This window comes from Pseudomonas sp. H3(2019) (assembly GCF_007713465.1).
Lineage (GTDB): Bacteria > Pseudomonadota > Gammaproteobacteria > Pseudomonadales > Pseudomonadaceae > Aquipseudomonas.
Genome location: NZ_VMSG01000008.1, coordinates 62,996 through 89,249, shown reverse-complemented (window position 1 = coordinate 89,249; position 26,254 = coordinate 62,996). Strand labels below are relative to the sequence as shown.

Here is a 26,254-nt window from a genome sequence, read left to right as displayed (position 1 = left end):
TATTTTTACTCGATAGCCATCCTTCGTTCGTCTCGTTATAGCCAATGCAATTGATTCGCATCTCTGATGCAGATCTGCACCTATACGATTCGTGCGACACGGAGCGCTATCGATGTCCTCTCGCCTTACCCGCCGGTCCTCTTCACCTTCCTGCGTGCTGTCCCTGCTGACTGCCGCCATTCTGTTGGCCGGCACGGCACCGGTCACGGCCGCCACCGCCGAGCAACCGAGCCGCAACATGGGCGACTACTCGTTCGCGATTGCCCAGCAGCCATTGGTGTCGGCACTCAATGCCTTTACCGCCGTAACCGGTTGGCAGGTCGGCTTGCCGGCCGAACTGGCGGAAGGCGTCGCCTCGCCGGGCGTCCACGGCTCGCTGCCCCCGGAAAAAGCCCTCGATCGCCTGTTGGTGGGGACCAACCTGAGCTATCGCAAGCTGGGCAATCACAACATCGTGCTGGAAAAACGCAGCGCCGGCGGCACCCTCGCCCTGCAACAGATGACCATCAGTGCCACCCGTCAGGAGCAGAGCGTCGACAGCGTACCGAGCACCGTCACCGTGCACACTCGCGAAGAGCTGGACCACAACAACGTCAACACCATCAAGGAACTGGTGCGCTACGAACCGGGTGTTTCGGTCGGCGGCACCGGCACCCGTGGCGGCATCAGCGGCTACAACATTCGCGGTATCGACGGCGACCGGATCCTGACCCAGGTCGATGGCGTCGAGGTGCCCAACGGTTTCTTCAACGGTCCATACGCCAAGACCCAGCGCAACTACGTCGACCCAGAAATCGTCAAACGCGTGGAAATCCTCCGCGGCCCGGCATCGGTGTTGTACGGCAGCAACGCCATCGGCGGTGCGGTCAGCTATTTCACCCTCGACCCGGACGACATCATCAAGCCCGGAAAAGACGTCGGCGCCCGCCTGAAAACCGGCTACAACTCTGCCGACGACAGCTGGCTGAAATCCGCCAGCGTCGCCGGGCGCGCCGAGCAGTTCGACGGCTTGCTGCACTTCAGTCGGCGTGATGGTCACGAAACCGAATCCTTCGGCAGCAACAACGGCACGGGTCTCAATCGCACCGCCGCCAACCCGGAAGACGTGCGCACCACCAACCTGCTGGCCAAAGCCGGCTGGAATTACGCCGATGACGCACGCCTGGGTCTGACCTACGAAAAGTACAAGGACGACCGCGACACCGACCAGCGAAGCGCCGTCGGTGGCCCGTTCAACAATGGCCAGCCAATGGGCATGTACCGCTCGCGCACCGGCAACGACACCATCACCCGCGAACGCTTCGGCCTGGAAAACAGCTTCGCCCTCGATTCCTTGCTGGTCGATCATCTCAAATGGAGCTTGAACTACCAGATCGCCAAGACCGATCAGAGCACCCTGGAAAACTACTTCCCGTTCAGCCGCAACGTGATGCGCAGCCGCGAAACCCTCTATGAAGAAAAGCAGTGGGTATTCGACGCACAGTTGGACAAGGCCTTCAACATCGGTGAAACCGACCACCTGCTGACGTACGGCACCACCATCAAACAAGAGAAAGTCAGCGGCTCGCGCAGCGGCAGCGGAACCTGCCTGGCCGTTGGCCGTGGTTGCACAGCGATCGGCGCGATCAGTCCTGCTGACGTACTGAAGAAGTCCAGCGACTTCCCGGACCCGACCATCAACACCTACAGCCTGTTCGCCCAGGATCAGATCAGCTGGAACAAATGGACCTTCCTGCCGGGCCTGCGCTACGACTACACCCAGCTCAAGCCGCACATCACCCAGGAATTCCTCAACACCGTGGCCGCCGACGGCAAAGGCTCGGTCAGCGACGAGAACAAGACCTGGCATCGCGTGTCGCCCAAGTTCGGCCTGACCTACGCCCTGACCGACCACTACACCTGGTACGGTCAGTACGCCGAAGGTTTCCGCACCCCGACCGCCAAGGCGCTGTATGGCCGTTTCGAGAACACCAGCACCGGCTACCGCGTGGAACCGAACCCGAATCTGGGGCCGGAAAAAAGCCAGAGCTACGAGACCGGCCTGCGTGGCAACTTCGAATCCGGTCACTTCGATGTGGCGGTGTTCTATAACAAGTACCGCGACTTCATCAACGAAGACGCCGTCACCCCGGGCTACAACGAGCTGACGTTTCAGAGCAACAACATCAAACGCGCGACCATCAAGGGCGTCGAGCTCAAAGGCCGCCTGAACCTCGACACCTTCGGCGCGCCGCAAGGTCTCTACACCCAGGGTTCGGTGGCCTATGCCCACGGTCGCAACAATGATACCGGCGAGCCGCTCAATGCGGTCAACCCACTGACCGGCGTGTTCGGCCTGGGTTACGACCAGGACAACTACGGTGCCTTGCTCAGCTGGACCCTGGTACAGAAGAAAAACCTCGTCGACAGCAGCAGCTTCAAGTCGCCGGATGGCGTCAGCAGCCAGTTCAAGACGCCGGGCTATGGCGTGGTCGACCTGAGCGGTTTCTACAAAGTGACCGACGACGTCACCGTCAGCGCTGGCGTGTACAACCTGGCCGACAAGAAATACTGGCAGTGGGACAACGTGCGCGGTTACGACAGCGTCGGTGAAGCCGCCGTGCTCAGCCCGGCCAACCTTGATCGCCTGACCGAGCCGGGTCGCAACTTCGCGATCAACCTGATCTGGGACATCTGATCCAGTCGGGCCTCACTGCGCTTTTCAGACCAAAGCGCAGTGAGGATTTTACGCTGTCGCGTCGTCTGGTTCGTCCAGTTACAACGCGCCTTTCATTCTCAAGGACTTCTTCATGACCGCTGCCCACACCTCTGAACGCCCGAGCCTGCGCTCGCAACGTCTGAACCAGATAACCAACGAGCCGCACAGCAAGCTCGACGCACTGGTGAAAGCTCACGCACCGTTCGAAACCCAAGCCAACTTCGCCCGCTTCGTGGTTGCCCAATACCTGTTCCAGTCGGAACTGGTGTCGCTGTACAACGATGCCGAGCTGATCGCCATCGTCCCGGACCTGCCGGAGCGTTGCCGCGCCGACGCCGCCAAGGCTGACCTGGCCGACCTCGAAACCGACGTCCCGGCCCCGGTGGCAGGCGCCGTGAACAGCCCGAGCAAGGCTGAGACCCTGGGCTGGATCTTCGTCTCCGAAGGGTCGAAACTCGGTGCCGCGTTCCTGATCAAGCGCGCCGTGGGACTGGGCCTGAGCGAAACCTTCGGTGCCCGTCACCTGGGAGAGCCTGCTGGTGGCCGCGCCGAAGGCTGGAAGCGCTTCGTCAAAACCCTCGACGGCCTTGAGTTCAGTGCCGAAGAAGAAGCCGCTGTCGAGAAAGGTGCCATCGACGCCTTCAACCGCTTCACCGTACTGCTGGAACAGGCTTACGCCACAGCCCCAGAACTCGCCTGACGGTACGCTCCCACAGTTTTGCACTATGATCAGGCTCTCTCCCGGAGGGCCTTCGATGACTGATTTCCTGACGTCCATTCAAGCCGCGCTCGGCTTGCCCGCTACTGCGATCACCTTTACCTCCAAAGGCGCCCTGCCCTCGGCGTTTGCCGTGACGGACCTCGCCAGCGCCAGCATCGCGGCTGCCGGCCAGGCCGCCAGCGAGTTGCTCCGGCAACAGACCAGTCGGTTACCGGCCCTTGAAGTCGACCGTCGTCTCGCCTCCTTCTGGTTTGCCACCTCGATCCGCCCGATCGGCTGGAGCGTGCCACCGCTGTGGGACCCCATCGCAGGTGACTACGCGACCCAAGATGGCTGGATTCGCCTGCACACCAATGCCCCTCATCACCGCCGCGCCGCCGAGCAGGTGCTGGGACACTGCTTTGATCGCAGCGCGATGGCCGCCAAGGTCGCTCAATGGAGCAAAAGAGAGCTGGAACACGCGATAGTCGAGGCTGGTGGTTGCGCTGCCGAAATGCGCTCATGGCCACAATGGCAGTCCCACCCTCAAGGGTTGGCGGTCAACGCCGAGCCGCTGATTGATTTTTCCGCCGGCAACAGCGAGCGCTCGAAAGCCTGGCAAGGTTCGGTCGCACAACCGCTGGCGGGCATCAAGGTGCTGGACCTGACCCGCGTCCTCGCCGGGCCCGTTGCCAGCCGCTTTCTCGCGGGGTTGGGTGCCGACGTATTGCGCATCGATCCACCGCAGTGGAACGAACCGGGAGTGATTCCGGAAGTCACCCTGGGTAAACGCTGCGCCCGCCTCGACCTGCACAACAGCGTCGATCGCGGGGTATTCGAAAGCCTGCTCAAGGACGCCGACATCCTGCTCCACGGTTATCGCGCCAATGCCCTCGAACGCCTCGGCTATGGCACCGCCGAACGGCAGGAACTCGCCCCAGGCCTGATCGACGTTTGCCTCAATGCGTACGGCTGGAGTGGTCCCTGGCAAAACCGCCGGGGCTTCGATAGCCTGGTGCAAATGAGCAGCGGCATCGCCGAGGCAGGGATGCTCTGGAAGCACGCGGACACACCGACACCCTTGCCGGTTCAGGCGCTGGACCACGCCACCGGTTACCTGATGGCGGCCAGTGCGATCAAGTTGTTGGCTGAGCGGTTGAGTAGCGGACGCAGTGGCTCGGCACGATTGTCTCTGGCGCGCACGGCAAAGTTGCTGATCGAACAGGGACCGGGGACGGATGAGGCGTTGCAGGCCGAAGATGGCAGCGATCAGGGAATGGTGATTGAACAGACACCCTGGGGCCCGGCGCATCGGTTGCATGTACCACTGAAGATCACTGGCACGCCGTTGCAGTGGGCGCTCCCGGCCGGTGAATTGGGTTCCCATCGCGCGCAGTGGTGAGCCCCCATGATCGTTCCCACGCTCTGCGTGGGAATGCTTCAAAGGACGCTCCGCGTCTCCTGTGACGCAGAGCGTCACGGGCTGCATTCCCACGGGGACCGTGGGAACGATCAATCAGTCAGCCCGACTCAACGACGTCCAAAGCACCTGAGCCGCATACGCCCGACACGGTCGCCAAGCCTCGGCACGGGCCAACAACTCGCGCGGCGTCACCGGCCCGCCTTCCAGCGCCGCCAGCGCGTTGATCAATCCCACATCCCCTGAAGGAAACGCATCCATCTCGCGCATCTGTCGCAATGCGATGTACTGCGCCGTCCAGTCGCCAATCCCCCACAATGCCAACAATCGCGCAACACCGTCGTCCCGCCCCGGTTCAAACAACAAGGGATCGTCAAGCAATGCCTGCGCCACGCCAGACAGCGTCCGCCCACGGCTTTTCGGCATTCCCAACGTTGCCAGATCCGCTGTCGCCAGCACCGCCGCTTGAGGAAACACATGAGTCAATCCTGACAGCGGCGCAGACAACGGTTCGCCATACTGCGCCACCAACTTACCCGCCAGCTTGATCGCGGCGCCGACCGTGATCTGCTGACCCAGCACCGCACGAATCGCCAGCTCCAGCCCGTCCCACGCTCCCGGCACCCGCAAGCCTGGACGCTCGGCAATCAACCTTGCCATCAACGGATCAACCGCCAGTTGCTGGTGGATACGCGGCAAGTCCGCGTCCAGATCGAACATCTGCCGCAACCGCGTAATGATCTCGGGCACGACTGACGCATCAGGGAAGCAAAGCCTCACTGCCAGCGCATTACCGGCCGCCGGCGTAATCGAAAACGTGCCGTGCACGCCGTTCAGGCTGATGCTGCGTGAGTACACGCCATCGACCACGCACTCTAGCCCGGCAATCGCCCGCGCCGACAAAAAGTCGAGCATCGCCGGCCAGTCATAAGGCGGCTGATAGTCAAGCAACAGCTTCACCACAACAGCCCGCCGAGTCGAAGCGTTTGCACCGGTTGCGACATCTTTACCTCTTATCTCGAATCGACTGTTTGTCATGTTTTGAAACCATAACAAGTGTTCATTTCATTAAATAGGCAACCTGGCATGACGTTAATAAAATAACGGCAAAAAACAATGCTTATTCAGAACGCTCTCATCTATGCCATGAAGGCACTTTGCCGGTTTCGTGGGGCATTCCAAATACATAAATTCTGTACTGAAAACAGACGCGCAAAATTTGCCCATTCTGAAAAAACAACTAGCTTCAAGGCTCGCCACCATCAGCAGCCATTTCCGGTTAATTTATTAAAAGCCCTCTGGAACAAGCTTCTTGCAGCACATACGCACTATTCAGGAAGTATTCACACGTCAGTCATTAACAATGAAATGTGACCATCAACTGATCCAGATCAGCTGTTCTATCAGCGAGCGGATTTAGGCTGTGGTCTCTTTTCTCCGGCAATGGAGTCATGCATGTCTGAATCTTCCGGAAAACTACGACTCGGCGCCTTAGTCGCCCTGGTAGTAGGTTCCATGATTGGGGGCGGGATATTCTCTTTGCCGCAAAACATGGCCGCCAGTGCCGATGTCGGCGCAGTGCTGATTGGTTGGGCCATTACCGCCGTGGGCATGTTGACCCTGGCGTTCGTCTTCCAGACCCTCGCCAACCGCAAGCCTGACCTTGATGGCGGTGTCTACGCCTACGCCAAGGCCGGTTTCGGCGATTACATGGGTTTCTCGTCCGCCTGGGGTTACTGGATCAGCGCCTGGCTGGGTAACGTGGGGTACTTCGTACTCCTGTTCAGTACCCTCGGCTACTTCTTCCCGCTATTTGGGGAGGGAAATACGCCTGCGGCGGTGATCGGCGCTTCGCTGCTGTTGTGGGCCGTGCACTTTCTGGTACTGCGCGGGATCAAGGAAGCGGCGTTCATCAACCTGGTGACCACCGTCGCCAAAGTCGTGCCACTGGTGTTGTTCGTCTTGATCGCGATCTTCGCCTTCAAACTCGACATCTTCAGTGCAGACATCTGGGGCCTGAAAAACCCTGATCTGGGCAGCGTGATGAACCAGGTGCGCAACATGATGCTGGTCACCGTCTGGGTGTTCATCGGTATCGAAGGCGCGAGCATCTTCTCGGCCCGGGCGGAAAAGCGTTCGGACGTCGGTAAAGCCACCGTCATCGGCTTCATCACCGTGCTGTTGTTCCTGGTGCTGGTGAACGTGCTGTCGCTGGGCATCATGACTCAACCGGCGTTGGCGAAACTGCAGAACCCGTCGATGGCCGCCGTACTTGAACACGTCGTCGGTCACTGGGGCGCAGTGCTGATCAGCGTCGGCCTGGTCATCTCGTTGCTCGGTGCATTGCTGTCGTGGGTGCTGCTGTGTGCGGAGATCATGTTCGCCGCCGCCAAAGACCACACCATGCCGGAGTTCCTGCGCCGCGAAAATGCCAATCAGGTGCCGGCTAACGCCCTGTGGCTGACCAACGCGATGGTCCAGATCTTCCTGATCATCACCCTGTTTTCGGCCAGTACTTACCTGTCGCTGATCTACCTCGCCACCTCGATGATTCTGGTGCCCTACCTGTGGTCGGCGGCCTATGCACTGCTGCTGGCGGTGCGCGGCGAGAGCTACGAAAACGCCCTGGCCGAACGCAAGAAAGACCTGATCATCGGTGCCATTGCGCTGATCTATGCGATCTGGCTGCTGTACGCAGGCGGCATCAAATACCTGCTGCTGTCCGCCCTGCTCTATGCCCCCGGCGCGATCCTGTTCGCCAAGGCCAAGCGCGAGTTGGGCAAACCGGTTTTCACCAACGTCGAGAAGCTGATTTTCACCGCGGTAGTCATTGGCGCCCTGGTGGCGGCCTACGGACTCTACGACGGCTTCCTGACCCTGTAGCACCCGCTTGTAACACTCGACTGTTTTGTTATCTGGAGGATCTGTAATGACCACGGAAAAAGTTAAGTACGGCGTACATTCCGAAGCTGGCAAACTGCGCAAAGTCATGGTGTGCTCTCCCGGCCTGGCTCACCAGCGGCTGACCCCGAACAACTGCGACGAACTGCTTTTCGATGATGTGCTGTGGGTGGCCCAGGCCAAGCGTGACCATTTCGACTTCGTCACCAAAATGCGTGAGCGCGATATCGACGTGCTGGAAATGCACAACCTGCTGACCGACATCGTCGCCAACCCGGAAGCGCTGGACTGGATTCTGGAACGCAAGATCACCGCCAACTCGGTGGGTGTCGGCCTGGTCCACGAAGTCGGTTCCTGGTTGCGCAGCCTGGAGCCGCGCAAGATCGCCGAATTCCTCATCGGCGGCGTGTCGGCCGATGACCTGCCCAACAGCTTCGGTGGCAAGACCATCGAAATGTTCCGCGACTTCCTCGGCCACTCCAGCTTCATTCTGCCGCCGCTGCCCAACACCCAGTTCACCCGCGACACCACCTGCTGGATCTATGGCGGCGTCACGCTGAACCCGATGTACTGGCCGGCGCGCCGTCAGGAAACCCTGCTGGCCAGCGCCATCTACAAATTCCATCCGGAGTTCACCAACGCCGACTTCCAGGTCTGGTACGGCGACCCGGATCAGGAACACGGCAACGCCACGCTGGAAGGCGGCGACGTGATGCCCATCGGTAACGGCGTGGTGTTGATCGGCATGGGCGAACGCTCGTCCCGTCAGGCCATCGGCCAACTGGCACTGAACCTGTTCAAGCACAAAGCGGTCGAGCGGGTGATCGTTGCCGGCCTGCCGAAATCCCGCGCGGCGATGCACCTGGACACCGTGTTCAGCTTCTGCGACCGCGACCTGGTGACGATCTTCCCGGAAGTGGTGAACCAGATCGTCGCCTTCACCCTGCGCCCTGACGAAAGCAAACCGGGCGGCATCGATATCCGCCGCGAAGAAACCAGCTTCCTCGACACCGTGGCCGCCGCACTCAACCTCAAGGCCCTGCGCGTCGTCGAAACCGGCGGCAACAGCTTCGCCGCCGAACGCGAACAGTGGGACGACGGCAACAACGTGGTGGCCGTAGAACCTGGCGTGGTAATCGGCTACGACCGCAATACCTATACCAACACCTTGCTGCGCAAGGCCGGGGTCGAGGTCATCACCATCAGCGCCAGCGAACTCGGACGCGGCCGTGGCGGCGGCCACTGCATGACCTGCCCGATCATCCGCGACCCAATCGACTATTAACTTTCAAACCTCGGCCGAGGCTTACAGAGCACCGGCCTTGGGGATAACCGAAACCCAAGGAGATCCAAAATGGCTTTTAACATGCGCAACCGCAGCCTGCTCTCGCTGATGCACCACACCAATCGCGAGCTGCACTACCTGCTGGACCTGTCCCGCGACCTGAAACGCGCCAAGTACACCGGCACCGAACAGCCGCACCTCAAAGGCAAGAATATCGCGCTGATCTTCGAAAAAACCTCGACCCGTACCCGTTGCGCCTTCGAAGTCGCGGCCCATGACCAGGGTGCTCACGTCACCTACATCGACCCGGTGTCATCGCAGATCGGCCACAAGGAAAGCATGAAAGACACCGCCCGCGTTCTCGGGCGGATGTTCGATGCCATCGAATATCGCGGCTTCGAACAGGAAATCGTCGAAGAGCTGGCCACGTTCGCTGGCGTGCCGGTGTTCAACGGCCTGACCGCCGAGTTCCATCCAACGCAAATGATCGCCGACACCCTGACCATGCGCGAGCACAGCGACAAGCCGCTGCATGACATCAGCTACGCCTACCTCGGTGATGCACGCTACAACATGGGCAACTCGCTGCTGATGATCGGCGCCAAACTCGGCATGGACGTGCGCATCGGCGCGCCGAAAGCGCTGTGGCCGCATCAGGACTTCATCGATCAGTGCAAAGCCTTCGCCGAGGAAAGCGGCGCACGCATCACCATCACCGAAGACCCTGCCGAGGCGGTCAAGGGCGTGGACTTCATCCACACCGACATCTGGGTGTCGATGGGTGAGCCGGTCGAAGCGTGGGACGAGCGTATCGAGCAACTGCTGCCGTACCAGGTCAACGCTAAAATGATGAAAGCCTCGGGCAATCCCCGGGTGAAATTCATGCATTGCCTGCCGGCGTTCCACAACAGTGAAACCAAGGTCGGCAAGGACATCGCGGCGCGCTACCCGCACCTGGCCAACGGTGTTGAGGTGACTGAGGAAGTATTCGAGTCGCCCGCCAACATCGCCTTCGAGCAAGCGGAAAACCGCATGCACACCATCAAGGCGATCCTGGTCTCGGCGCTGGCTGATATCTAACGGCTGAGCACTGCGGATCGTTCCCACGCTCTGCGTGGGAACGATCATCACCGACCTTTAGAAGGATTGCATTATGCGTATCGTCGTTGCACTGGGTGGTAACGCCCTGCTCCGTCGCGGTGAACCCATGACCGCGGACAACCAGCGCGCCAACATCCGGATCGCCACCGAACAGATCGCCAAAATCCATCCCGGCAATCAACTGGTGATCGCCCACGGCAATGGCCCGCAAGTCGGTCTGTTGTCGCTGCAAGTGGCGGCCTACACCTCCGTTTCCCCTTACCCGCTGGACGTACTCGGTGCCGAAACCGAAGGCATGATCGGCTACATCATCGAACAGGAACTGGGCAATCTACTGGACTTCGAAGTGCCGTTCGCGACCCTGCTGACCCAGGTCGAAGTCGACGCCAGGGACCCGGCTTTCAAGAACCCGACCAAACCCATCGGCCCTGTCTACTCCAAGGCCGAAGCCGAGGCGCTGGCCGCCGAAAAAGGCTGGGCGATTGCCCCCGATGGCGACAAGTTCCGCCGCGTGGTGGCCAGCCCGAAACCCAAGCGCATCTTCGAAATCCGCCCGGTCAAGTGGCTGCTGGAAAAAGGCAGCATCGTGATCTGCGCAGGCGGTGGCGGCATCCCGACGATGTATGACGAACATCACAAGCTCAAGGGTGTGGAAGCGGTGATCGACAAAGACCTATGCTCGGCGCTGTTGGCCGAACAGCTTGAAAGTGACTTGCTGGTGATCGCCACGGACGTCAACGCCGCGTTTATTGACTTCGGCAAACCGACCCAGAAAGCCATCGCCCGGGCCCACCCGGACGACATCGAAAAACTCGGCTTCGCCGCCGGCTCCATGGGGCCGAAAGTCCAGGCTGCCTGCGAGTTCGCCCGCAACACTGGCAAAGTCGCGGTGATCGGTTCACTCTCGGACATCGAAGCGATCGTTCAGGGCAACGCCGGCACCCGTATCAGCACGGCTGAACCTGGTATCACTTACCTCTAAAAACAGCCGGTGCAGGCCTCATGCCTGCACCGCTTCAATGGCTTTGAAGGAGACGCCCATGGCCACATTTGAGCCCGGTCACTTGCACATCGAGCGCCACGCACTGAACAAGGACGACTTCAGCTACAACCTGTGCATCGACTATGTGATTGCCACCGACCCCAAGGAAGGCAAAGGCATGCTCTTCACGGTGCATGGCTCGGTCGAGGGCAAGGACCTGAAGGAAGACTTCTTCCTGGCCAAAGACCAGGCCTTCGACTTTGCTCGACACGCCACGCGCATCGCACAGAAGTACGGCATGCCCAAGGAAGCCAGCATCGCGCGGATGCACAAGGTGTACGACGAAATGTTTGAGGATGTGCGGGCGCAGCTCGACGTTAAATCCGGGGATCCGGTGAAGCCCGAACATCTGGAGTGAGCCCTTACGCAGCGGATCAATGAGCACCCCCCGTCCACTGTGGGAGCGAGCCTGCTCGCGATAGCGGTCTTTCAGTCGACATCCATAGTGGATGTCAGTCCGTCATCGCGAGCAGGCTCGCTCCCACAGAGGCCAGTATTACCCTGAAGGCCCTCGGTGGATTTCACCTAACCCCCTCCTCCAAGGCATACTTGCCACCCTCCGCACTCCAGAACACTGAACCGCCCCATGCGTATTCACGTCAGCTTCATCGACCGCGTCGGCATAACCCAGGAAGTCCTGGCCTTGCTCGGTGGGCGCAATCTCAATCTGGATGCGGTGGAAATGGTTCCACCGAACGTTTACATCGACGCGCCGACCCTCAGCCCGCAAGTGCTCGAAGAACTGCGCGATGCGCTGTTCAGCGTGCGCGGCGTGCAGGCGGTGACGGTGGTCGACATTCTTCCCGGCCAGCGCCGGCACCTGCAACTCGACGCGCTGCTGGCGGCGATGACCGACCCGGTGCTGGCCCTCGATAGCGCCGGCAACGTGTTGCTGGCCAACCCGGCGCTGATCGCCTTGTACGGCCGTGAACCGGCAGGGGAAAGCGTCGCCGAGTTGTTCGCCGATCCGGCGCTGCTGGACACGTTGCTGGAAAACGGCTTCCGTCTGCCTTTGCGCGAGATCACCGTCAACGGCCAGACCTTGCTGCTGGACGCTACGCCCATCACCGATGCCGGCGCTCTGCTGACCTTGTATCAACCCAATCGCATCGGTGAGCAACTCTCGGCCTTGCACCACGATCACGCCGAAGGTTTCGATGCGTTGCTCGGTGAGTCCCCGGCGATCCGCACCCTCAAGGCCCGTGCGCAACGGGTGGCGGCGCTCGATGCTCCATTGCTGATCCAGGGTGAAACCGGCACCGGCAAAGAACTGGTGGCCCGCGCCTGCCATGCGATCAGCACCCGATACAGCGCGCCGTTTCTGGCGTTGAACTGCGCAGCATTGCCAGAGAACCTCGCCGAAAGCGAGCTGTTCGGCTACGCCCCCGGCGCCTTCACCGGCGCTCAGCGTGGCGGCAAGCCAGGCCTGATGGAACTGGCCAACCAGGGCACGGTATTCCTCGACGAGATCGGTGAAATGTCGCCGTACTTGCAGGCCAAATTGTTGCGTTTTCTCAACGATGGCAGCTTCCGTCGAGTGGGTGGCGATCGCGAGGTCAAGGTCAACGTACGAATCCTCAGCGCCACCCACCGCGACCTGGAAAAAATGGTCAGCGAAGGCACGTTCCGTGAAGACCTGTTCTACCGCCTCAACGTGCTCAACGTTGAAGTCCCGCCATTGCGTGAGCGCGGTCAGGACATCCTGTTGCTGGCACGCTACTTCATGCAGCAGGCCTGCGCGCAGATCCAGCGCCCGGTCTGCCGTCTGGCGCCCGGCACCTACCCGGCCCTGCTCGGCAACCGCTGGCCGGGCAACGTGCGGCAATTGCAGAACGTGATCTTCCGCGCCGCGGCCATCTGCGAAAGCAGCCTGGTGGACATCGGCGACCTGGACATCGCCGGCACCTCGGTGGCACGCGAAAGCGACGTGGATGTCGACAGCCTTGAGCAAGCCGTGGAAGCGTTCGAGAAAACCCTGCTGGAAAAGCTCTACGTCAACTACCCCTCGACCCGCCAACTGGCCAGCCGCCTGCAGACCTCCCACACCGCCATCGCCCATCGATTGCGCAAGTACGGTATTCCCAACAAGCCCTGATTCCCGATAACTGCCCCGTGGCGAGGGAGCTTGCTCCCGCTGGGGCGCGAAGCGGCCCTAAAACTTGCAGTTGAGTTGCCGCAGATACTCCGCGTTTGCTGGTTTTACGACTGCTTCGCAGCCGAGCGGGAGCAAGCTCCCTCGCCACAATCGACCGCAAAGCACCCGCTCCTCACGTCAAAAACGACCTCCATCTGTACTGAATGCGCTACAGCGGAACGATTTCGATACACACTCGATTAAACTGCGCTACGCAAGGCTTTGATCCCCATAGGCTTTTTTACACGCCTCAATCTGTAGCGATTTCGCTACAGTCGTGTTTTTTACCTCGCCCGCAATAAACTTCAACCTATTGATTTATAACGAATAAAAAACGTTGGCCGCGTTCTTGCTATGTTCTTGTCAAGTCACTGAAAATTCAGCTCTGCCCTGCACGAGCATTCAATCGCGTCCACCAGACGAATCTGGCCCCTAGGAGTTTCCATGAGCGAGTTGCGTTTTACTGAAGATCACGAATGGCTGCGCACTGAAGCTGACGGCACTGTCACTGTCGGCATCACCGCCTTCGCACAGAACGCCTTGGGCGACGTGGTTTTCGTACAACTGCCTGAGCTGCAGTCCTACGACAAAGGCGCTGAAGCGGCCACCGTGGAATCGGTAAAAGCTGCCAGCGGTGTTTACATGCCTTTGGACGGTGAGGTGGTTGAAACCAACCCGACGCTCAACGACAGCCCGGAACGGGTCAACGAAGATCCACTGGGCGAAGGCTGGTTCTTCCGTTTCATCCCTGCTGATGCCGAGGCTGTCGGCCAACTGCTGGATCAAGACGCTTACGACCGTCTGATCAAAGCCAACGCCGAAGCCTGAGGAGCCGCAATGACTATCAATCTAAGCACCGCCAACGAATTCATCGCGCGCCACATCGGCCCGCGCGCAGGCGATGAGCAAGCCATGCTCAACAGCCTCGGTTTTGATTCGCTGGAAGCCCTGAGCGCCAGCGTCATCCCTGACAGCATCAAGGGCACCAGCATCCTCGGACTGGAAGACGGTTTGAGCGAAGCCGAGGCCCTGGCCTCGATCAAAGCCATTGCCGCCAAAAACCAACTGTTCAAGACCTACATCGGCCAGGGCTACTACAACTGCCACACGCCGTCGCCGATCCTGCGCAACCTGCTGGAAAACCCGGCCTGGTACACCGCCTACACCCCGTACCAGCCGGAAATTTCCCAGGGCCGCCTGGAAGCGCTGCTGAACTTCCAGACGCTGATCAGCGACCTGACCGGCCTGCCGATCGCCAACGCGTCCCTACTCGACGAAGCCACCGCCGCTGCCGAAGCCATGACCTTCTGCAAACGCCTGAGCAAGAACAAAAGCAGCCACGCCTTCTTCGCCTCGATCCACAGCCATCCGCAAACCCTCGACGTGCTGCGCACCCGTGCCGAGCCGCTGGGCATTGACGTGGTGGTTGGCGACGAGCGCGAACTGACCGATGTCAGCACGTTCTTCGGCGCTCTGCTGCAGTACCCGGCGAGCAACGGCGACCTGTTCGACTACCGCGAGCTGACCGAGCGGTTCCACGCCGCTAATGCGCTGGTGGCGGTCGCCGCTGACCTGCTGGCCCTGACCGTGCTGACCCCGCCGGGTGAGTTCGGCGCCGACGTGGCCATCGGCAGTGCCCAACGCTTCGGCGTACCGCTGGGCTTCGGTGGCCCGCACGCGGCTTACTTCTCCACCAAGGATGCGTTCAAGCGCGACATGCCGGGCCGTCTGGTCGGCGTGTCCGTGGACCGTTTCGGCAAGCCGGCCCTGCGCCTGGCCATGCAGACCCGCGAGCAACATATCCGCCGCGAGAAAGCCACCAGCAACATCTGCACCGCCCAAGTGCTGCTGGCCAACATCGCTAGCATGTACGCCGTGTATCACGGCCCGAAAGGCCTGCAGCAGATCGCCAACCGCATCCATCACCTGACCGCGATTCTCGCCAAAGGCTTGAGCGCACTGGGCTTGAAAGTCGAGCAAGAGAACTTCTTCGACACCCTGACCCTGGCCACTGGCGCCAACACCGCCGCCCTGCACGACAAGGCCCGCGCTCAGCGCATCAACCTGCGTGTAATCGATGGCGAGCGCCTGGGTCTGTCCCTCGACGAAACCACCACCCAGGCCGATATCGAAACCCTGTGGAGCGTGCTGGCTGACGGCAAAGCCCTGCCGGACTTCGCTGCACTGGCCGCCTCGGTGCAAAGCCGCATCCCGGCTGGACTGCTGCGTCAATCGCCGATCCTCAGCCACCCGGTGTTCAACCGTTATCACTCGGAAACCGAGCTGATGCGCTACCTGCGCAAGCTCGCCGACAAGGACCTGGCGCTGGATCGCACCATGATCCCGCTGGGTTCGTGCACCATGAAACTCAACGCCGCCAGCGAAATGATCCCGGTGACCTGGGCCGAATTCGGCGCCCTGCACCCGTTCGCTCCGGCCGGGCAAAGCGCCGGTTACCAGCAACTGACTGACGAACTGGAAGCGATGCTCTGCGCCGCCACCGGTTACGACGCGATTTCGCTGCAACCGAACGCCGGCTCCCAAGGTGAATACGCAGGTCTCTTGGCCATTCGTGCCTACCACCAGAGCCGTGGCGAAGAACGCCGCGACATCTGCCTGATCCCGTCGTCGGCCCACGGCACCAACCCGGCCACCGCCAACATGGCTGGCATGCGTGTGGTCGTCACCGCGTGCGATGCCCGCGGCAACGTCGACATCGAAGACCTGCGCGCCAAAGCCATCGAGCACCGCGAACACCTCGCCGCGCTGATGATCACCTACCCGTCGACCCACGGCGTGTTCGAGGAAGGCATCCGCGAAATCTGCGGGATCATTCATGACAACGGCGGCCAGGTGTACATCGACGGCGCCAACATGAACGCGATGGTCGGCCTCTGCGCACCGGGCAAGTTCGGCGGCGACGTGTCGCACCTGAACCTGCACAAAACCTTCTGCATCCCGCACGGCGGTGGCGGCCCGGGCGTCGGCCCGATTGGCGTGAAATCGCACCTGACGCCGTTCCTGCCGGGACACGCGGCCATGGAACGCAAGGAAGGCGCGGTCTGCGCAGCACCGTTCGGCAGCGCGAGCATTCTGCCGATCACCTGGATGTACATCCGCATGATGGGCGGCGCTGGTCTCAAGCGGGCTTCGCAACTGGCGATCCTCAACGCCAACTACATTTCCCGTCGCCTCGAAGAACACTACCCAGTGCTCTACACCGGCAGCAACGGTCTGGTCGCCCACGAATGCATCCTCGACCTGCGCCCGTTGAAAGACAGCAGCGGCATCAGCGTCGATGACGTCGCCAAGCGCCTGATCGACTTCGGCTTCCACGCACCGACCATGTCGTTCCCGGTGGCCGGCACGTTGATGATCGAGCCGACCGAAAGCGAATCCAAGGAAGAGTTGGATCGTTTCTGCGACGCGATGATCCGCATCCGTGAAGAAATCCGCGCAGTGGAAAACGGCACCCTGGACAAGGACGACAACCCGCTGAAAAACGCGCCGCACACGGCCGCGGAAATCGTTGGCGAGTGGACGCACCCGTACAGCCGTGAGCAAGCGGTGTATCCAGTAGCCTCGTTGATCGAAGGCAAATACTGGCCACCGGTCGGTCGGGTCGACAACGTGTTCGGCGACCGCAACCTGATCTGCGCCTGCCCGTCGATCGAAAGCTACGCTTGATCTATGCGGGGGCGGCTCGCCCGCCCCCGCCTTCAAGGTCACCCCATCCCCTTGTGGGAGCGAGCCTGCTCGCGATAGCGGTCTATCAGTCGACATCGTTGTTGAATGTCAGTCCGCCATCGCGAGCAGGCTCGCTCCCACAGGGATCAGTGCCCACCGTCATGATCGATCAATTCCTATAACAAGAAACCGGAGAACAACCATGTCGTTAAGCGTGTTCGACCTGTTCAAGATTGGCATCGGCCCCTCCAGCTCCCACACCGTCGGCCCGATGCGCGCCGCTGCGCGCTTCGTCGAAGGCCTGCGTCGTGAAAACCTGCTGGCAGCCACCACCTGCGTCAAAGTCGAGCTCTACGGCTCGCTCGGCGCCACAGGCAAAGGCCACGGCAGCGACAAGGCCGTGTTGCTGGGTCTGGAAGGTGAACACCCGGACACCGTGAACACCGAGAACATCGCCGCCCGCCTGCTCGAGATTCGCAGCAGCGGTCGCTTGAACCTGCTCGGTGAGCACGTCATTGAATTCAACGAAAAACTGCACCTGGCGATGATCCGCAAGCCCTTGGCCTATCACCCCAACGGCATGATCTTTCGCGCCCTCGATGCGGCCGGCATCCAGATCCGCAGCCGTGAGTATTACTCGGTCGGTGGCGGTTTTGTGGTCGACGAAGACGCTGCCGGCGCCGACCGCATCGTCGAGGATACGACGCCGCTGACCTTCCCGTTCAAAAGCGCCAAGGACCTGCTCGGCCATTGCGCCACTTACGGGTTGTCCATCAGCCAGGTGATGCTGACCAACGAAAGCGCTTGGCGCCCGGAAGCGGAAACCCGCGCCGGTCTGCTGAAAATCTGGCAAGTGATGCAAGACTGCGTGGCCGCGGGTTGCCGTAACGAAGGGATTCTACCCGGTGGCTTGAAGGTCAAGCGGCGGGCGGCGGCGCTGCATCGGCAACTGTGCAAGAACCCGGAATCGTCGCTGCGCGATCCGTTGTCGGTGCTCGACTGGGTCAACCTGTATGCACTCGCGGTGAACGAAGAAAACGCCAACGGCGGACGCGTGGTCACGGCGCCCACCAACGGTGCAGCCGGGATCGTCCCGGCGGTATTGCATTACTACATGCGCTTCATCCCCGGCGCCAGCGAAGACGGCGTGGTGCGATTCCTGCTCACCGCCGCCGCCATCGGCATCCTGTACAAGGAAAACGCTTCGATCTCCGGCGCTGAAGTCGGCTGCCAGGGCGAAGTCGGCGTGGCTTGCTCAATGGCTGCCGGCGCGCTCTGCGAGGTGCTCGGCGGCACGGTGCAGCAAGTGGAAAACGCCGCCGAAATCGGCATGGAACACAACCTCGGCCTGACCTGCGACCCGATTGGCGGACTGGTGCAAGTGCCGTGCATCGAGCGCAACGCCATGGGCTCGGTCAAAGCCATCAATGCGGTGCGCATGGCCTTGCGCGGCGACGGTCAGCACTTCGTCTCCCTCGACAAGGTCATCCGCACCATGCGCCAGACCGGCGCCGACATGAAAAGCAAATACAAGGAAACCGCCCGTGGCGGTTTGGCGGTCAACATTATCGAGTGCTGATGCGAACGCATCTGCATCAGTGCAATTTTCAGGAGCTGCATATGTCCACCGAACACCTGTTGAAAACCCCTCTGCACGCGCTGCACATCGAACTCGGTGCGCGCATGGTGCCTTTCGCCGGCTACGACATGCCGGTGCAATACCCGCTGGGCGTGATGAAAGAACACCAGCACACCCGCGATCAGGCCGGGTTGTTCGATGTCTCGCACATGGGCCAGATCCGTCTGACCGGTGCCAACGCCGCCAAGGCCCTGGAAACCCTGGTGCCGGTGGACATCATCGACCTGCCGGTGGGCATGCAGCGCTATGCGATGTTCACCAACGAGAACGGTGGCATCCTCGACGATCTGATGGTCGCCAACCTCGGGAACGACGAGTTGTTCCTGGTGGTCAACGCTGCCTGCAAGGACCAGGACCTGGCGCACCTGCGCCAACACATCGGCGATCAATGCAGCATCGAACCGTTGTTCGAAGAACGCGCCCTGCTCGCCCTGCAAGGCCCGGCCGCAGTGACCGTGCTCGCGCGCCTGGCCCCTGAAGTGGCGAAGATGACGTTCATGCAGTTCACCCGCGTGACCTTGCTCGGCGTCGACTGCTTTGTCAGCCGTTCGGGCTACACCGGTGAAGACGGTTTCGAGATCTCCGTGCCGGCCGCCAATGCCGAAGCCCTCGCTCGGGCCTTGCTGGCCGAACCGGAAGTCGCGGCCATCGGCCTCGGCGCCCGTGACTCGCTGCGCCTGGAAGCCGGCCTGTGCCTCTACGGCCACGACATGAACACCGACACCACACCGATCGAAGCCAGCCTGCTGTGGGCCATCTCCAAGCCACGGCGTGCCGACGGGGCGCGTGCCGGTGGTTTCCCGGGCGCCGAGACTGTATTCGCCCAGCAACAAAACGGTGTCAGCCGTAAACGCGTCGGCCTGCTGCCTCAGGAACGCACTCCGGTGCGCGAAGGTGCGGAAATCGTCAACGAAGCGGGCGAAATCATCGGCAGCGTCTGCAGCGGCGGCTTCGGGCCGACCTTGGGCGGTCCTTTGGCCATGGGTTACCTCGACAGTACTTACATCGCACTCGATACCCAGGTTTGGGCGATTGTACGTGGGAAAAAGGTGTCTTTGCTTGTAAGCAAAATGCCATTTGTTCCACAACGCTACTATCGTGGTTGATTGACTGTTCCTATAAGTAACGCGGTTGCGTAACAGTGCACTAATCTGTAACGCAACCGCCATAAAACAGTGCACACCTGGATCAGGCACTTCGATTGTGAACTTGACTTATATCAATCGAAAACAATTGAACAACACTATCGAATAAGCCGCACTATCCTTCCTGTGAAACAGCCATCAAGCCAAGCAATACGCGGCTTCCACGGGGCTTGTTTTTTCTCCCGTAGTTGGCGTAGAGTTTGTTCACTGTGTTTGCATGGGTCGCTTGGAATCGTGACCTGGGCAGTAGCCTACAAGTTAGCTACATCCCGTTCGACGTCTCTTACTCTCCTGCAACCAGCTCCAGTACTCTTTCATCAGAAAGAGGCTGTCATCAATTTTTGCGTCAAAGGAAATAAGAAATGTCCCAACGTCAGAGCGGTACCGTCAAGTGGTTTAACGACGAGAAAGGTTTTGGTTTTATCACTCCAGAAAGCGGTCCGGATCTGTTCGTGCATTTCCGCGCCATCCAGGGCAGCGGCTTCAAGAGCCTGAAAGAAGGCCAGAAAGTCACCTTCATCGCTGTGCAGGGCCAGAAAGGCATGCAAGCTGACGAAGTACAAGCAGAAGGCTGATCTTCTGTAACGAAAAAGCCCCTGATGCTGACATCAGGGGCTTTTTTGTGCGCGCAATTCCGTAAAATGGCTTCTTTTTCAGCCGAGAGCCACCCCATGTCGAAACACCTGCTAAGCCCTCAGGGTGAATTCCCCGTCGCCGGCCTGGGCCGTCGCCTGGCAGCGATGTTCTACGACTTCCTGCTGTGCACCGCCCTGCTGATCGTCACGGGTGGCGTCTACAAGATGGTGCAGATGGCAATCATCGGCGAAGAGCAGATGCGCGCCCTGACCGAGGCCGGCGCGCTGGATGGCGATCCGCTGTTCTCGACCATCCTGCTGTTCGTGCTGTTTGGCTTCTTCGCCAAATTCTGGACCTGGTCCGGCCAGACCCTCGGCATGCAAGTCTGGTGCATCCGCGTACAGAACGCCGATGGTTCGGCGATCAGCCTGTGGCAGGCACTGTTGCGCTTTGTGGTGTCGATCGCATCCTTGCTGTGCGCAGGCCTGGGGTTCTTCTGGGTACTCTTCGACAAACAGCAGCGCAGCTGGCACGACATGTACTCCAACAGCCAGCTGGTGCGGATTCCAAAGAAGAAAAAATAACCCGCCAGATGCCCCCCCGATACTCGGGGTATTGATCGTTCCCACGCAGAGTGTGGGAACGATCGACCTTAAGCGTTACCCGCCAGCTTCATCCGCGCTGCCGCGGTGAAGTCGAGCATGCGCTTGAGCGGGCGAATCGCCTGAGGGATCAGCGCTGGCTCGACGAAGATCTCGCCTGAGCCCTCACGCAGGCACTGAAGCGTGCGCTCAAGGGTGTTCATCGCCATCCACGGGCAATGCGCGCAACTGCGGCATGCCGCGCCGTTGCCGGCGGTAGGCGCCTCGATGAAGACCTTGTCCGGGCACAGCTGCTGCATCTTGTAGAAGATGCCGCGGTCGGTCGCAACGATCAGGGTCTTGTTCGGCAGGCTTTGCGCAGCGGCGATCAGCTGGCTGGTGGAGCCTACCGCGTCGGCCAACTCGATCACCGCTGTCGGCGATTCCGGGTGCACCAGAATCGCGGCGTCCGGATACAGGGCCTTCATGTCTTCCAGCTGCTTGGCCTTGAACTCTTCGTGAACGATGCAGGCACCGTCCCAGAGCAGCATGTCGGCGCCGGTCTTGCGCTGGATGTAGGTGCCCAGGTGTTTGTCCGGGCCCCAGATGATCGTCTCGCCGTTATCCATCAGGCTCTCGACAATCTCCAGCGCGCAGCTGGAGGTCACCACCCAGTCCGCCCGCGCCTTCACCGCTGCCGAGGTGTTGGCATATACCACCACCGTACGCTCCGGGTGCTGATCGCAAAACGCCGAGAACTCGTCGACCGGGCAACCCAGGTCCAGCGAGCAGGTCGCCTCCAGGGTCGGCATCAGTACGCGTTTTTCAGGGTTGAGGATTTTTGCGGTCTCGCCCATGAACTTCACACCGGCAACCACCACGGTCTTGGCCGGGTGAGCGTTGCCGAAGCGGGCCATTTCCAGTGAGTCGGAAACACAGCCACCGGTTTCTTCGGCCAGGGCCTGAATGATCGGATCGCAATAGAAGTGGGCAACCAGCACCGCGTCCTGAGCCTTGAGCTCGGCAGCGATGGCGGCGCGGTAATGGGCTTGTTCTTCGGCGCTCAGCGGTTTGGGCTGTTTGGCGTCGAGGTGGGCTTGTACCAGAAGGCGTTCGGAAATTTGCGTCATGATCGCAAGACCTACGGGCGCTTTCGCGCGAAAGTCGAGTATACACCCGGCTCCGGACCACAGAAGGTACCGCCGGGAGAGTGAGTATTCATCAGGCATGGACAGCATTGAAGCTGCGCAAGGCTACAGAATATCCCCGAGATGCAAAAGATCATTCTGACCTGCGTCACGCGGTGCAACACCCGGATTGAGCCAGGCTCGAATCGCGGGCAAAAAAAAACCCGGAAATCCTCACTTACGTGGGCCTTCCAGATTTTTTAAAATGGTGGGTCGTGTGGGATTCGAACCTACGACCAATTGGTTAAAAGACAATTGGACTATGGAATCGCTGGAAGCCCCGTGGAATAAGGCTTTCTACTAAAGGTACATGGCTTCGCAGCCTCTAATGAACCCACATTAGAGGCTCCAAATCATGAAAATCACTGCGGTCGTATCGACCAAAGGCGGCGTAGGTAAAACCACTGTTGAAGCCAATCTCGGTGCTTTATGCGCTGATGCTGGACTCCGAACCCTTCTGATAGATCTGGACCCAGCCCAGCCTTCACTTTCTTCGTACTACCAGCTCGTGGAGGAAGCTCAGGGCGGTATCTACGACCTGCTCGCGTTCAACATCACCGATTCTGCTCGCATTATTTCTAGCACCGCGATCCCGAATCTGTCTCTGGTTATCTCGAACGACATCAACAACCAGCTGAACAGCTTGCTCTTGCAGGCGCCCGACGGACGGTTGCGTCTGGCCAACCTGATGCCGGCGTTCCAGGATCACTTCGATCTGGTGCTGATCGACACCCAAGGTGCTCGCTCGGCCATGCTGGAAATGGTTGTCCTGGCATCGGACCTGGTCATATCCCCTCTTCTCCCCAACATGCTCGCCGCCCGAGAGTTCAGCCGCGGCACCATGCAGATGCTGGACGGCCTTCGCGCTTATGGGCGCCTCGGCATGAAAATCCCGCCCGTTCAGATCGTCATTAACAACCTCGATCTGACAGCCGACGCACAAATGATCGAACAATCGGTGCGCGAGATATTCCAGGACAACGATGAAATCAGCGTTCTGGACTGCACCATTCCGGCAGCTGTGGTGTTTCGTAACGCCGCGTCCTTGGGCATACCCGCACATCGACTGGAGTACCGACAGCCGTCCAACCGAAAATCCCCTGCTGCCCTTGCCATTATCCGCCAGCTAGCCATCGAGCTCTTCCCAGAGTGGCGTGAACGTTTCGAAGGCTTGACCGAAAGCGTTGTTGACTCGCTTGTGAAGGGGGGACGCTGAGATGCCAAAGCCTTCTGTTACCGAAGCCACCAACATCAACGCCGAGGTCGTGCTGCAGCTGGGCAAATACCACAGCGCCCAAGAACTGCGAAAGCTGCAAGCAAAGCTCACGGGCACAGCCCGAGAAATCCGTGGGTTGACCAGTGGTAACACGCTGCTGAGTCGGATCGGAGAAAAACTGAGCGATGAGCAAATTCAGCTTCTGCGCGATGCCGCCAAGCTGATTGAGTCTGTGGGTACCAACATAGAACATGCGAAGGAAAAGCGTCACCGTGGTGAAGTTGCAACCAAAGCTCTTCAGAAGGAACGCGACAGCGCTGCGAAAAAACTCATTACCTCCGCATATCCTCTGCCCAGCGAAACCCTTGAGCAGAAACTGGACATTATCCGGCTCGCCCTTGTTCTCAACCGGGCAGGATGCTTTCAATCGTTCTATACGTCGCTTGAGCTATCTCTCAGGTTCCGGAACTACGTCTCAGATACCTCCAAGCTCATCGGTTGGGAAAGCCCAAAAGACTTTTGGGAAAGCAAGATTCGCTCATTTCGTAACGATCTACACGACGAAGTTCAGCAATATGTGGGCGTCAGGGATGGGAAGAGCGTCCAGGAACGATTCCACGACATCCAACTGAAGATCGAAAAACTTCAGCCAGAAGTTCTGCACGATCCGTATGAAATCGAAACACTACGCCTTTGGTCGGTAGCCCTGTCCCCTGCGGAGCAGCAGGAGGGCGACCAATGATGGATAAGCAGAAAGTCCTCAGTAAAGTCGCAAAGCTGATGGCATTGGCCAACTCCCAAGGTGCCTCGCCAAACGAGGTCGAGACTGCGCTCCGTCAGGCCCGAAACCTGATGAAACAGTACAACCTCGAATCCATTGAGGTGACAGCGCATACCGTTGATGAAGTGAGCGTGACGACCAACACCCGCCGCGCGCCTCAAAACTGGCTGCATTCGCTGGCATCAACTTGCGCGACTGCCTTCGATTGCACCCACCTGGCCTACTTCAACATTGCAGGCGGTTGGTCGTTCAAATTCTTGGGCAAGGGCATATCACCTGAACTCGCGGCCTACGCCTATTCGACGCTGCATCACCAATTGGTTGCCGCGCGCCGGGAACATGTTGCTCAGCAGAAGCGTTGCAAGCTGAAGACCAAGCGGCGCCGTGGTCAGTTATTTGCCGAAGGTTGGCTGAATGCCATTTCATACAAGGTGGCTCAATTTGCCGGAAGCATGGACGAGTCCACTCAAGGTGACATCAAGGCTTACATCGAAGTACACCATCCCAATCTGAAGAAGTTCACCATCGAACCACTGGAGGCCAAAGGTCACGACACCGGCTCAATGATCGCCGGTTGGGACCAGGGCAAGAAGGCCAATCTTCATCGCGGCGTAGATCAACAACGGCAACCGTTGTTGGGACTCGGAGGCAGCCAATGAGCCTTCTCGACCTATCACCGCCCCACTCCCTCGAGGCAGAGCAAGGTGTTCTTGGCGGGCTGTTGCTCGACAACAACACCTGGGATCTGATCGCAGACCAGTTGGTGGAGGAGGACTTCTTCCGGCAAGAACACCGCGTTCTTTTCAAAACCATAGGCACTCTTGCCAGCAAAGCAATCCCGTTCGACATCGTTACGGTCCATGACGCCCTGTCAGAGCCAGCAGCTGCGGGCGGTTTGAGCTATTTGGCGGAATTGGCAAAAAACACCCCCTCAGTCGCCAACATCGAACACTACGCCCAGATCGTTCGGAATCGCTCACACCTCCGAAGACTGATGTCTGTTGGGTTTCAGTGCTCACGTGAGGCCGCTGATCAGCAGGCAGTCGCCAGTGACGTGCAAGAGTCGATCGAGCAGCAGCTCTTCGCCCTTGGCCAGGACAAATCCGCCGCTGAGTTCATCAATCTCAACCAGCAGCTGACGAAGGTCATCGAAGAGATTGATAAACACTTCAACAGCAACGTGACATTGACCGGGCTCCCATCAGGGCTGGATGACCTGGATGAAATGACCACTGGTTGGCAACCCGCTGATCTGATCATCCTCGCAGCGCGCCCCTCCATGGGAAAGACCTCGCTAGCCCTCAACTTTGTTGACGCTGCCCTGCAGAAGGAAAAAGCAAAGACCGTTCAGGTGTACAGCCTGGAGATGCCTGCCAAAGCGCTGATCTATCGCCTCCTCGCAGTATTGGGGCACTTAGATCTGCGCAATCTCCTGACGGGTGCTCTTGAAGATGCGGACTGGCCAAAGCTGACTTCTGCTGTAAGCCGTATGAACGGTTATGGCGATCGCCTTGTCATTGACGATGAATCTGGCCTCACACCTGCTGCCTTACGGGCAAAGGCTCGACGAGCCGCGCGTAAATACGGGCATCCCGCTCTGATCATGGTCGATTATCTGCAGCTCATGAACTGTCCTGGGCAGGAAAACCGAGCCAACGAAATCAGCGTGATTTCCCGGGCGTTGAAAGGGCTGGCCAAAGAGATGGACTGCCCGGTCATCGCGCTTTCTCAACTCAACCGATCCCTCGAGCAGCGTCAAAACAAGCGACCGGTTAACGCAGATCTGCGGGATAGCGGCGCCATTGAACAAGATGCGGACGTGATCATGTTCGTCTACCGAGACGAGGTCTACAACCCGCAAAGCGAGTTCAAAGGCATTGCCGAACTCATTCTCGGTAAGCAGCGAAATGGCCCGACAGGCTCTGTTCGAACCGCATTTATCCCGAGTCAAACTCGCTTTGCGAACCTCAGTGCCAGCACGTGGCAAGGAGCCTATGCATGAACACTCAGTCAGCGAATCAAATTACCCATTGGTGCAGCAGCTGCAACTCGCACTTTCCATTGCACCAGGTCCGTCACTGCATCCCAGTCTCTACATCACCACACGGTGAAGAAGAGGTACTGCAGTGCCCTACGTGCGGCAGCTACCACATCGAGGAAC

The 26,254-nt window shown here is 59.8% G+C and carries 21 protein-coding genes; 19 read left to right on the top strand and 2 right to left on the bottom strand.

All coding sequences use genetic code 11. The annotated features are described in order from the left end of the window. Positions 1 to 112: 112 nt before the first annotated feature. The 3 genes from FPT12_RS10390 (at position 113) to FPT12_RS10380 (ending at position 4,800) form a co-directional block, all read left to right on the top strand. Positions 113 to 2,677, top strand: a complete 2,565-nt coding sequence (locus FPT12_RS10390) for a TonB-dependent receptor (protein ID WP_145016189.1) — start codon at positions 113 to 115, stop codon at positions 2,675 to 2,677. Between the two features lie 112 nt (positions 2,678 to 2,789). Next, a complete protein-coding gene (locus tag FPT12_RS10385; protein ID WP_145016188.1) occupies positions 2,790 to 3,398 on the top strand; it encodes a biliverdin-producing heme oxygenase in 609 nt (202 codons plus the stop codon). Positions 3,399 to 3,453: 55 nt separating this feature from the next. Beyond that, positions 3,454 to 4,800 carry a CoA transferase gene (locus FPT12_RS10380; RefSeq protein ID WP_145016187.1) on the top strand — a complete coding sequence of 449 codons (1,347 nt, stop codon included), beginning with the start codon at positions 3,454 to 3,456 and terminating at the stop codon, positions 4,798 to 4,800. A 114-nt stretch (positions 4,801 to 4,914) separates the two neighbouring features. Here the strand turns inward: FPT12_RS10380 and FPT12_RS10375 are convergent, their stop codons facing one another. Continuing rightward, the gene (locus FPT12_RS10375) at positions 4,915 to 5,778 is read right to left on the bottom strand and encodes a DNA-3-methyladenine glycosylase (protein ID WP_145016186.1); all 864 of its coding nucleotides are present in this window, start codon (positions 5,776 to 5,778) and stop codon (positions 4,915 to 4,917) included. A gap of 495 nt (positions 5,779 to 6,273) precedes the next feature. Here FPT12_RS10375 and arcD point away from each other — a divergent pair, with 495 nt between their 5' ends. From arcD to FPT12_RS10315, 12 genes are all read left to right on the top strand, one after another. After that, positions 6,274 to 7,701, top strand: coding sequence for an arginine-ornithine antiporter (gene arcD, locus FPT12_RS10370; protein WP_145016185.1), 1,428 nt, complete (start codon positions 6,274 to 6,276; stop codon positions 7,699 to 7,701). 46 nt (positions 7,702 to 7,747) lie between these two features. Next, positions 7,748 to 9,004 (top strand): arginine deiminase, encoded by a 1,257-nt coding sequence (arcA, locus tag FPT12_RS10365; RefSeq protein ID WP_145016184.1) that lies wholly within the window; start codon positions 7,748 to 7,750, stop codon positions 9,002 to 9,004. 69 nt (positions 9,005 to 9,073) lie between these two features. After that, entirely contained in the window at positions 9,074 to 10,084 is a 1,011-nt protein-coding gene (locus tag FPT12_RS10360) for an ornithine carbamoyltransferase (protein WP_054593697.1), read from the top strand. A 73-nt stretch (positions 10,085 to 10,157) separates the two neighbouring features. Then, positions 10,158 to 11,087 (top strand): carbamate kinase, encoded by a 930-nt coding sequence (gene arcC / locus FPT12_RS10355; RefSeq protein WP_145016183.1) that lies wholly within the window; start codon positions 10,158 to 10,160, stop codon positions 11,085 to 11,087. Positions 11,088 to 11,145: 58 nt separating this feature from the next. After that, positions 11,146 to 11,505, top strand: a complete 360-nt coding sequence (locus tag FPT12_RS10350; protein WP_145016182.1) for a DUF5064 family protein — start codon at positions 11,146 to 11,148, stop codon at positions 11,503 to 11,505. 228 nt (positions 11,506 to 11,733) lie between these two features. Then, complete coding sequence (locus FPT12_RS10345) at positions 11,734 to 13,242, top strand: sigma-54-dependent transcriptional regulator (RefSeq protein ID WP_145016181.1); 1,509 nt, start codon at positions 11,734 to 11,736, stop codon at positions 13,240 to 13,242. A 483-nt stretch (positions 13,243 to 13,725) separates the two neighbouring features. Further along, entirely contained in the window at positions 13,726 to 14,109 is a 384-nt protein-coding gene (gene gcvH / locus FPT12_RS10340; protein ID WP_145016180.1) for a glycine cleavage system protein GcvH, read from the top strand. Between the two features lie 9 nt (positions 14,110 to 14,118). Further along, positions 14,119 to 16,968 carry an aminomethyl-transferring glycine dehydrogenase gene (gcvP, locus tag FPT12_RS10335; protein WP_145016179.1) on the top strand — a complete coding sequence of 950 codons (2,850 nt, stop codon included), beginning with the start codon at positions 14,119 to 14,121 and terminating at the stop codon, positions 16,966 to 16,968. Positions 16,969 to 17,170: 202 nt separating this feature from the next. Then, positions 17,171 to 18,547 carry an L-serine ammonia-lyase gene (locus FPT12_RS10330; protein WP_145016178.1) on the top strand — a complete coding sequence of 459 codons (1,377 nt, stop codon included), beginning with the start codon at positions 17,171 to 17,173 and terminating at the stop codon, positions 18,545 to 18,547. 41 nt (positions 18,548 to 18,588) lie between these two features. Then, positions 18,589 to 19,713 carry a glycine cleavage system aminomethyltransferase GcvT gene (gene gcvT, locus FPT12_RS10325; RefSeq protein ID WP_145016177.1) on the top strand — a complete coding sequence of 375 codons (1,125 nt, stop codon included), beginning with the start codon at positions 18,589 to 18,591 and terminating at the stop codon, positions 19,711 to 19,713. A 401-nt stretch (positions 19,714 to 20,114) separates the two neighbouring features. Next, on the top strand, positions 20,115 to 20,327 hold the full coding sequence (locus FPT12_RS10320) for a cold-shock protein (protein ID WP_019693243.1): 213 nt from the start codon (positions 20,115 to 20,117) through the stop codon (positions 20,325 to 20,327). A gap of 96 nt (positions 20,328 to 20,423) precedes the next feature. Further along, positions 20,424 to 20,912, top strand: coding sequence for an RDD family protein (locus tag FPT12_RS10315; RefSeq protein WP_145016176.1), 489 nt, complete (start codon positions 20,424 to 20,426; stop codon positions 20,910 to 20,912). A 68-nt stretch (positions 20,913 to 20,980) separates the two neighbouring features. Here FPT12_RS10315 and nadA read toward each other — a convergent pair whose 3' ends face one another. Continuing rightward, positions 20,981 to 22,039, bottom strand: a complete 1,059-nt coding sequence (nadA, locus tag FPT12_RS10310; protein ID WP_054593706.1) for a quinolinate synthase NadA — start codon at positions 22,037 to 22,039, stop codon at positions 20,981 to 20,983. A 412-nt stretch (positions 22,040 to 22,451) separates the two neighbouring features. On the opposite strand from nadA, the gene FPT12_RS10305 reads away from it, so the two are divergent. The 4 genes from FPT12_RS10305 to dnaB are packed head-to-tail and all read left to right on the top strand — an operon-like array spanning position 22,452 to position 26,095. Next, the gene (locus tag FPT12_RS10305; protein ID WP_145016175.1) at positions 22,452 to 23,312 is read left to right on the top strand and encodes a ParA family protein; all 861 of its coding nucleotides are present in this window, start codon (positions 22,452 to 22,454) and stop codon (positions 23,310 to 23,312) included. Between the two features lies 1 nt (position 23,313). Beyond that, positions 23,314 to 24,054: a hypothetical protein gene (locus FPT12_RS10300; RefSeq protein WP_145016174.1), complete on the top strand. Its 741-nt coding sequence runs from the start codon at positions 23,314 to 23,316 to the stop codon at positions 24,052 to 24,054. Then, positions 24,054 to 24,752, top strand: coding sequence for a DUF2786 domain-containing protein (locus tag FPT12_RS10295; protein WP_178098707.1), 699 nt, complete (start codon positions 24,054 to 24,056; stop codon positions 24,750 to 24,752). The genes FPT12_RS10300 and FPT12_RS10295 overlap by 1 nt, the downstream gene beginning before the upstream one ends. Beyond that, complete coding sequence (gene dnaB, locus FPT12_RS10290) at positions 24,749 to 26,095, top strand: replicative DNA helicase (protein ID WP_145016172.1); 1,347 nt, start codon at positions 24,749 to 24,751, stop codon at positions 26,093 to 26,095. The genes FPT12_RS10295 and dnaB overlap by 4 nt, the downstream gene beginning before the upstream one ends. Positions 26,096 to 26,254 lie beyond the last annotated feature (159 nt).

Coding starts and splice junctions, on each gene's coding strand:
- FPT12_RS10390 (WP_145016189.1), top strand. CDS start 113: ATGTCCTCTCGCCTTACCCGCCGGTCCTCTTCACCTTCCTGCGTGCTG.
- FPT12_RS10385 (WP_145016188.1), top strand. CDS start 2,790: ATGACCGCTGCCCACACCTCTGAACGCCCGAGCCTGCGCTCGCAACGT.
- FPT12_RS10380 (WP_145016187.1), top strand. CDS start 3,454: ATGACTGATTTCCTGACGTCCATTCAAGCCGCGCTCGGCTTGCCCGCT.
- arcD (WP_145016185.1), top strand. CDS start 6,274: ATGTCTGAATCTTCCGGAAAACTACGACTCGGCGCCTTAGTCGCCCTG.
- arcA (WP_145016184.1), top strand. CDS start 7,748: ATGACCACGGAAAAAGTTAAGTACGGCGTACATTCCGAAGCTGGCAAA.
- FPT12_RS10360 (WP_054593697.1), top strand. CDS start 9,074: ATGGCTTTTAACATGCGCAACCGCAGCCTGCTCTCGCTGATGCACCAC.
- arcC (WP_145016183.1), top strand. CDS start 10,158: ATGCGTATCGTCGTTGCACTGGGTGGTAACGCCCTGCTCCGTCGCGGT.
- FPT12_RS10350 (WP_145016182.1), top strand. CDS start 11,146: ATGGCCACATTTGAGCCCGGTCACTTGCACATCGAGCGCCACGCACTG.
- FPT12_RS10345 (WP_145016181.1), top strand. CDS start 11,734: ATGCGTATTCACGTCAGCTTCATCGACCGCGTCGGCATAACCCAGGAA.
- gcvH (WP_145016180.1), top strand. CDS start 13,726: ATGAGCGAGTTGCGTTTTACTGAAGATCACGAATGGCTGCGCACTGAA.
- gcvP (WP_145016179.1), top strand. CDS start 14,119: ATGACTATCAATCTAAGCACCGCCAACGAATTCATCGCGCGCCACATC.
- FPT12_RS10330 (WP_145016178.1), top strand. CDS start 17,171: ATGTCGTTAAGCGTGTTCGACCTGTTCAAGATTGGCATCGGCCCCTCC.
- gcvT (WP_145016177.1), top strand. CDS start 18,589: ATGTCCACCGAACACCTGTTGAAAACCCCTCTGCACGCGCTGCACATC.
- FPT12_RS10320 (WP_019693243.1), top strand. CDS start 20,115: ATGTCCCAACGTCAGAGCGGTACCGTCAAGTGGTTTAACGACGAGAAA.
- FPT12_RS10315 (WP_145016176.1), top strand. CDS start 20,424: ATGTCGAAACACCTGCTAAGCCCTCAGGGTGAATTCCCCGTCGCCGGC.
- nadA (WP_054593706.1), bottom strand. CDS start 22,039: ATGACGCAAATTTCCGAACGCCTTCTGGTACAAGCCCACCTCGACGCC.
- FPT12_RS10305 (WP_145016175.1), top strand. CDS start 22,452: ATGAAAATCACTGCGGTCGTATCGACCAAAGGCGGCGTAGGTAAAACC.
- FPT12_RS10300 (WP_145016174.1), top strand. CDS start 23,314: ATGCCAAAGCCTTCTGTTACCGAAGCCACCAACATCAACGCCGAGGTC.
- FPT12_RS10295 (WP_178098707.1), top strand. CDS start 24,054: ATGGATAAGCAGAAAGTCCTCAGTAAAGTCGCAAAGCTGATGGCATTG.
- dnaB (WP_145016172.1), top strand. CDS start 24,749: ATGAGCCTTCTCGACCTATCACCGCCCCACTCCCTCGAGGCAGAGCAA.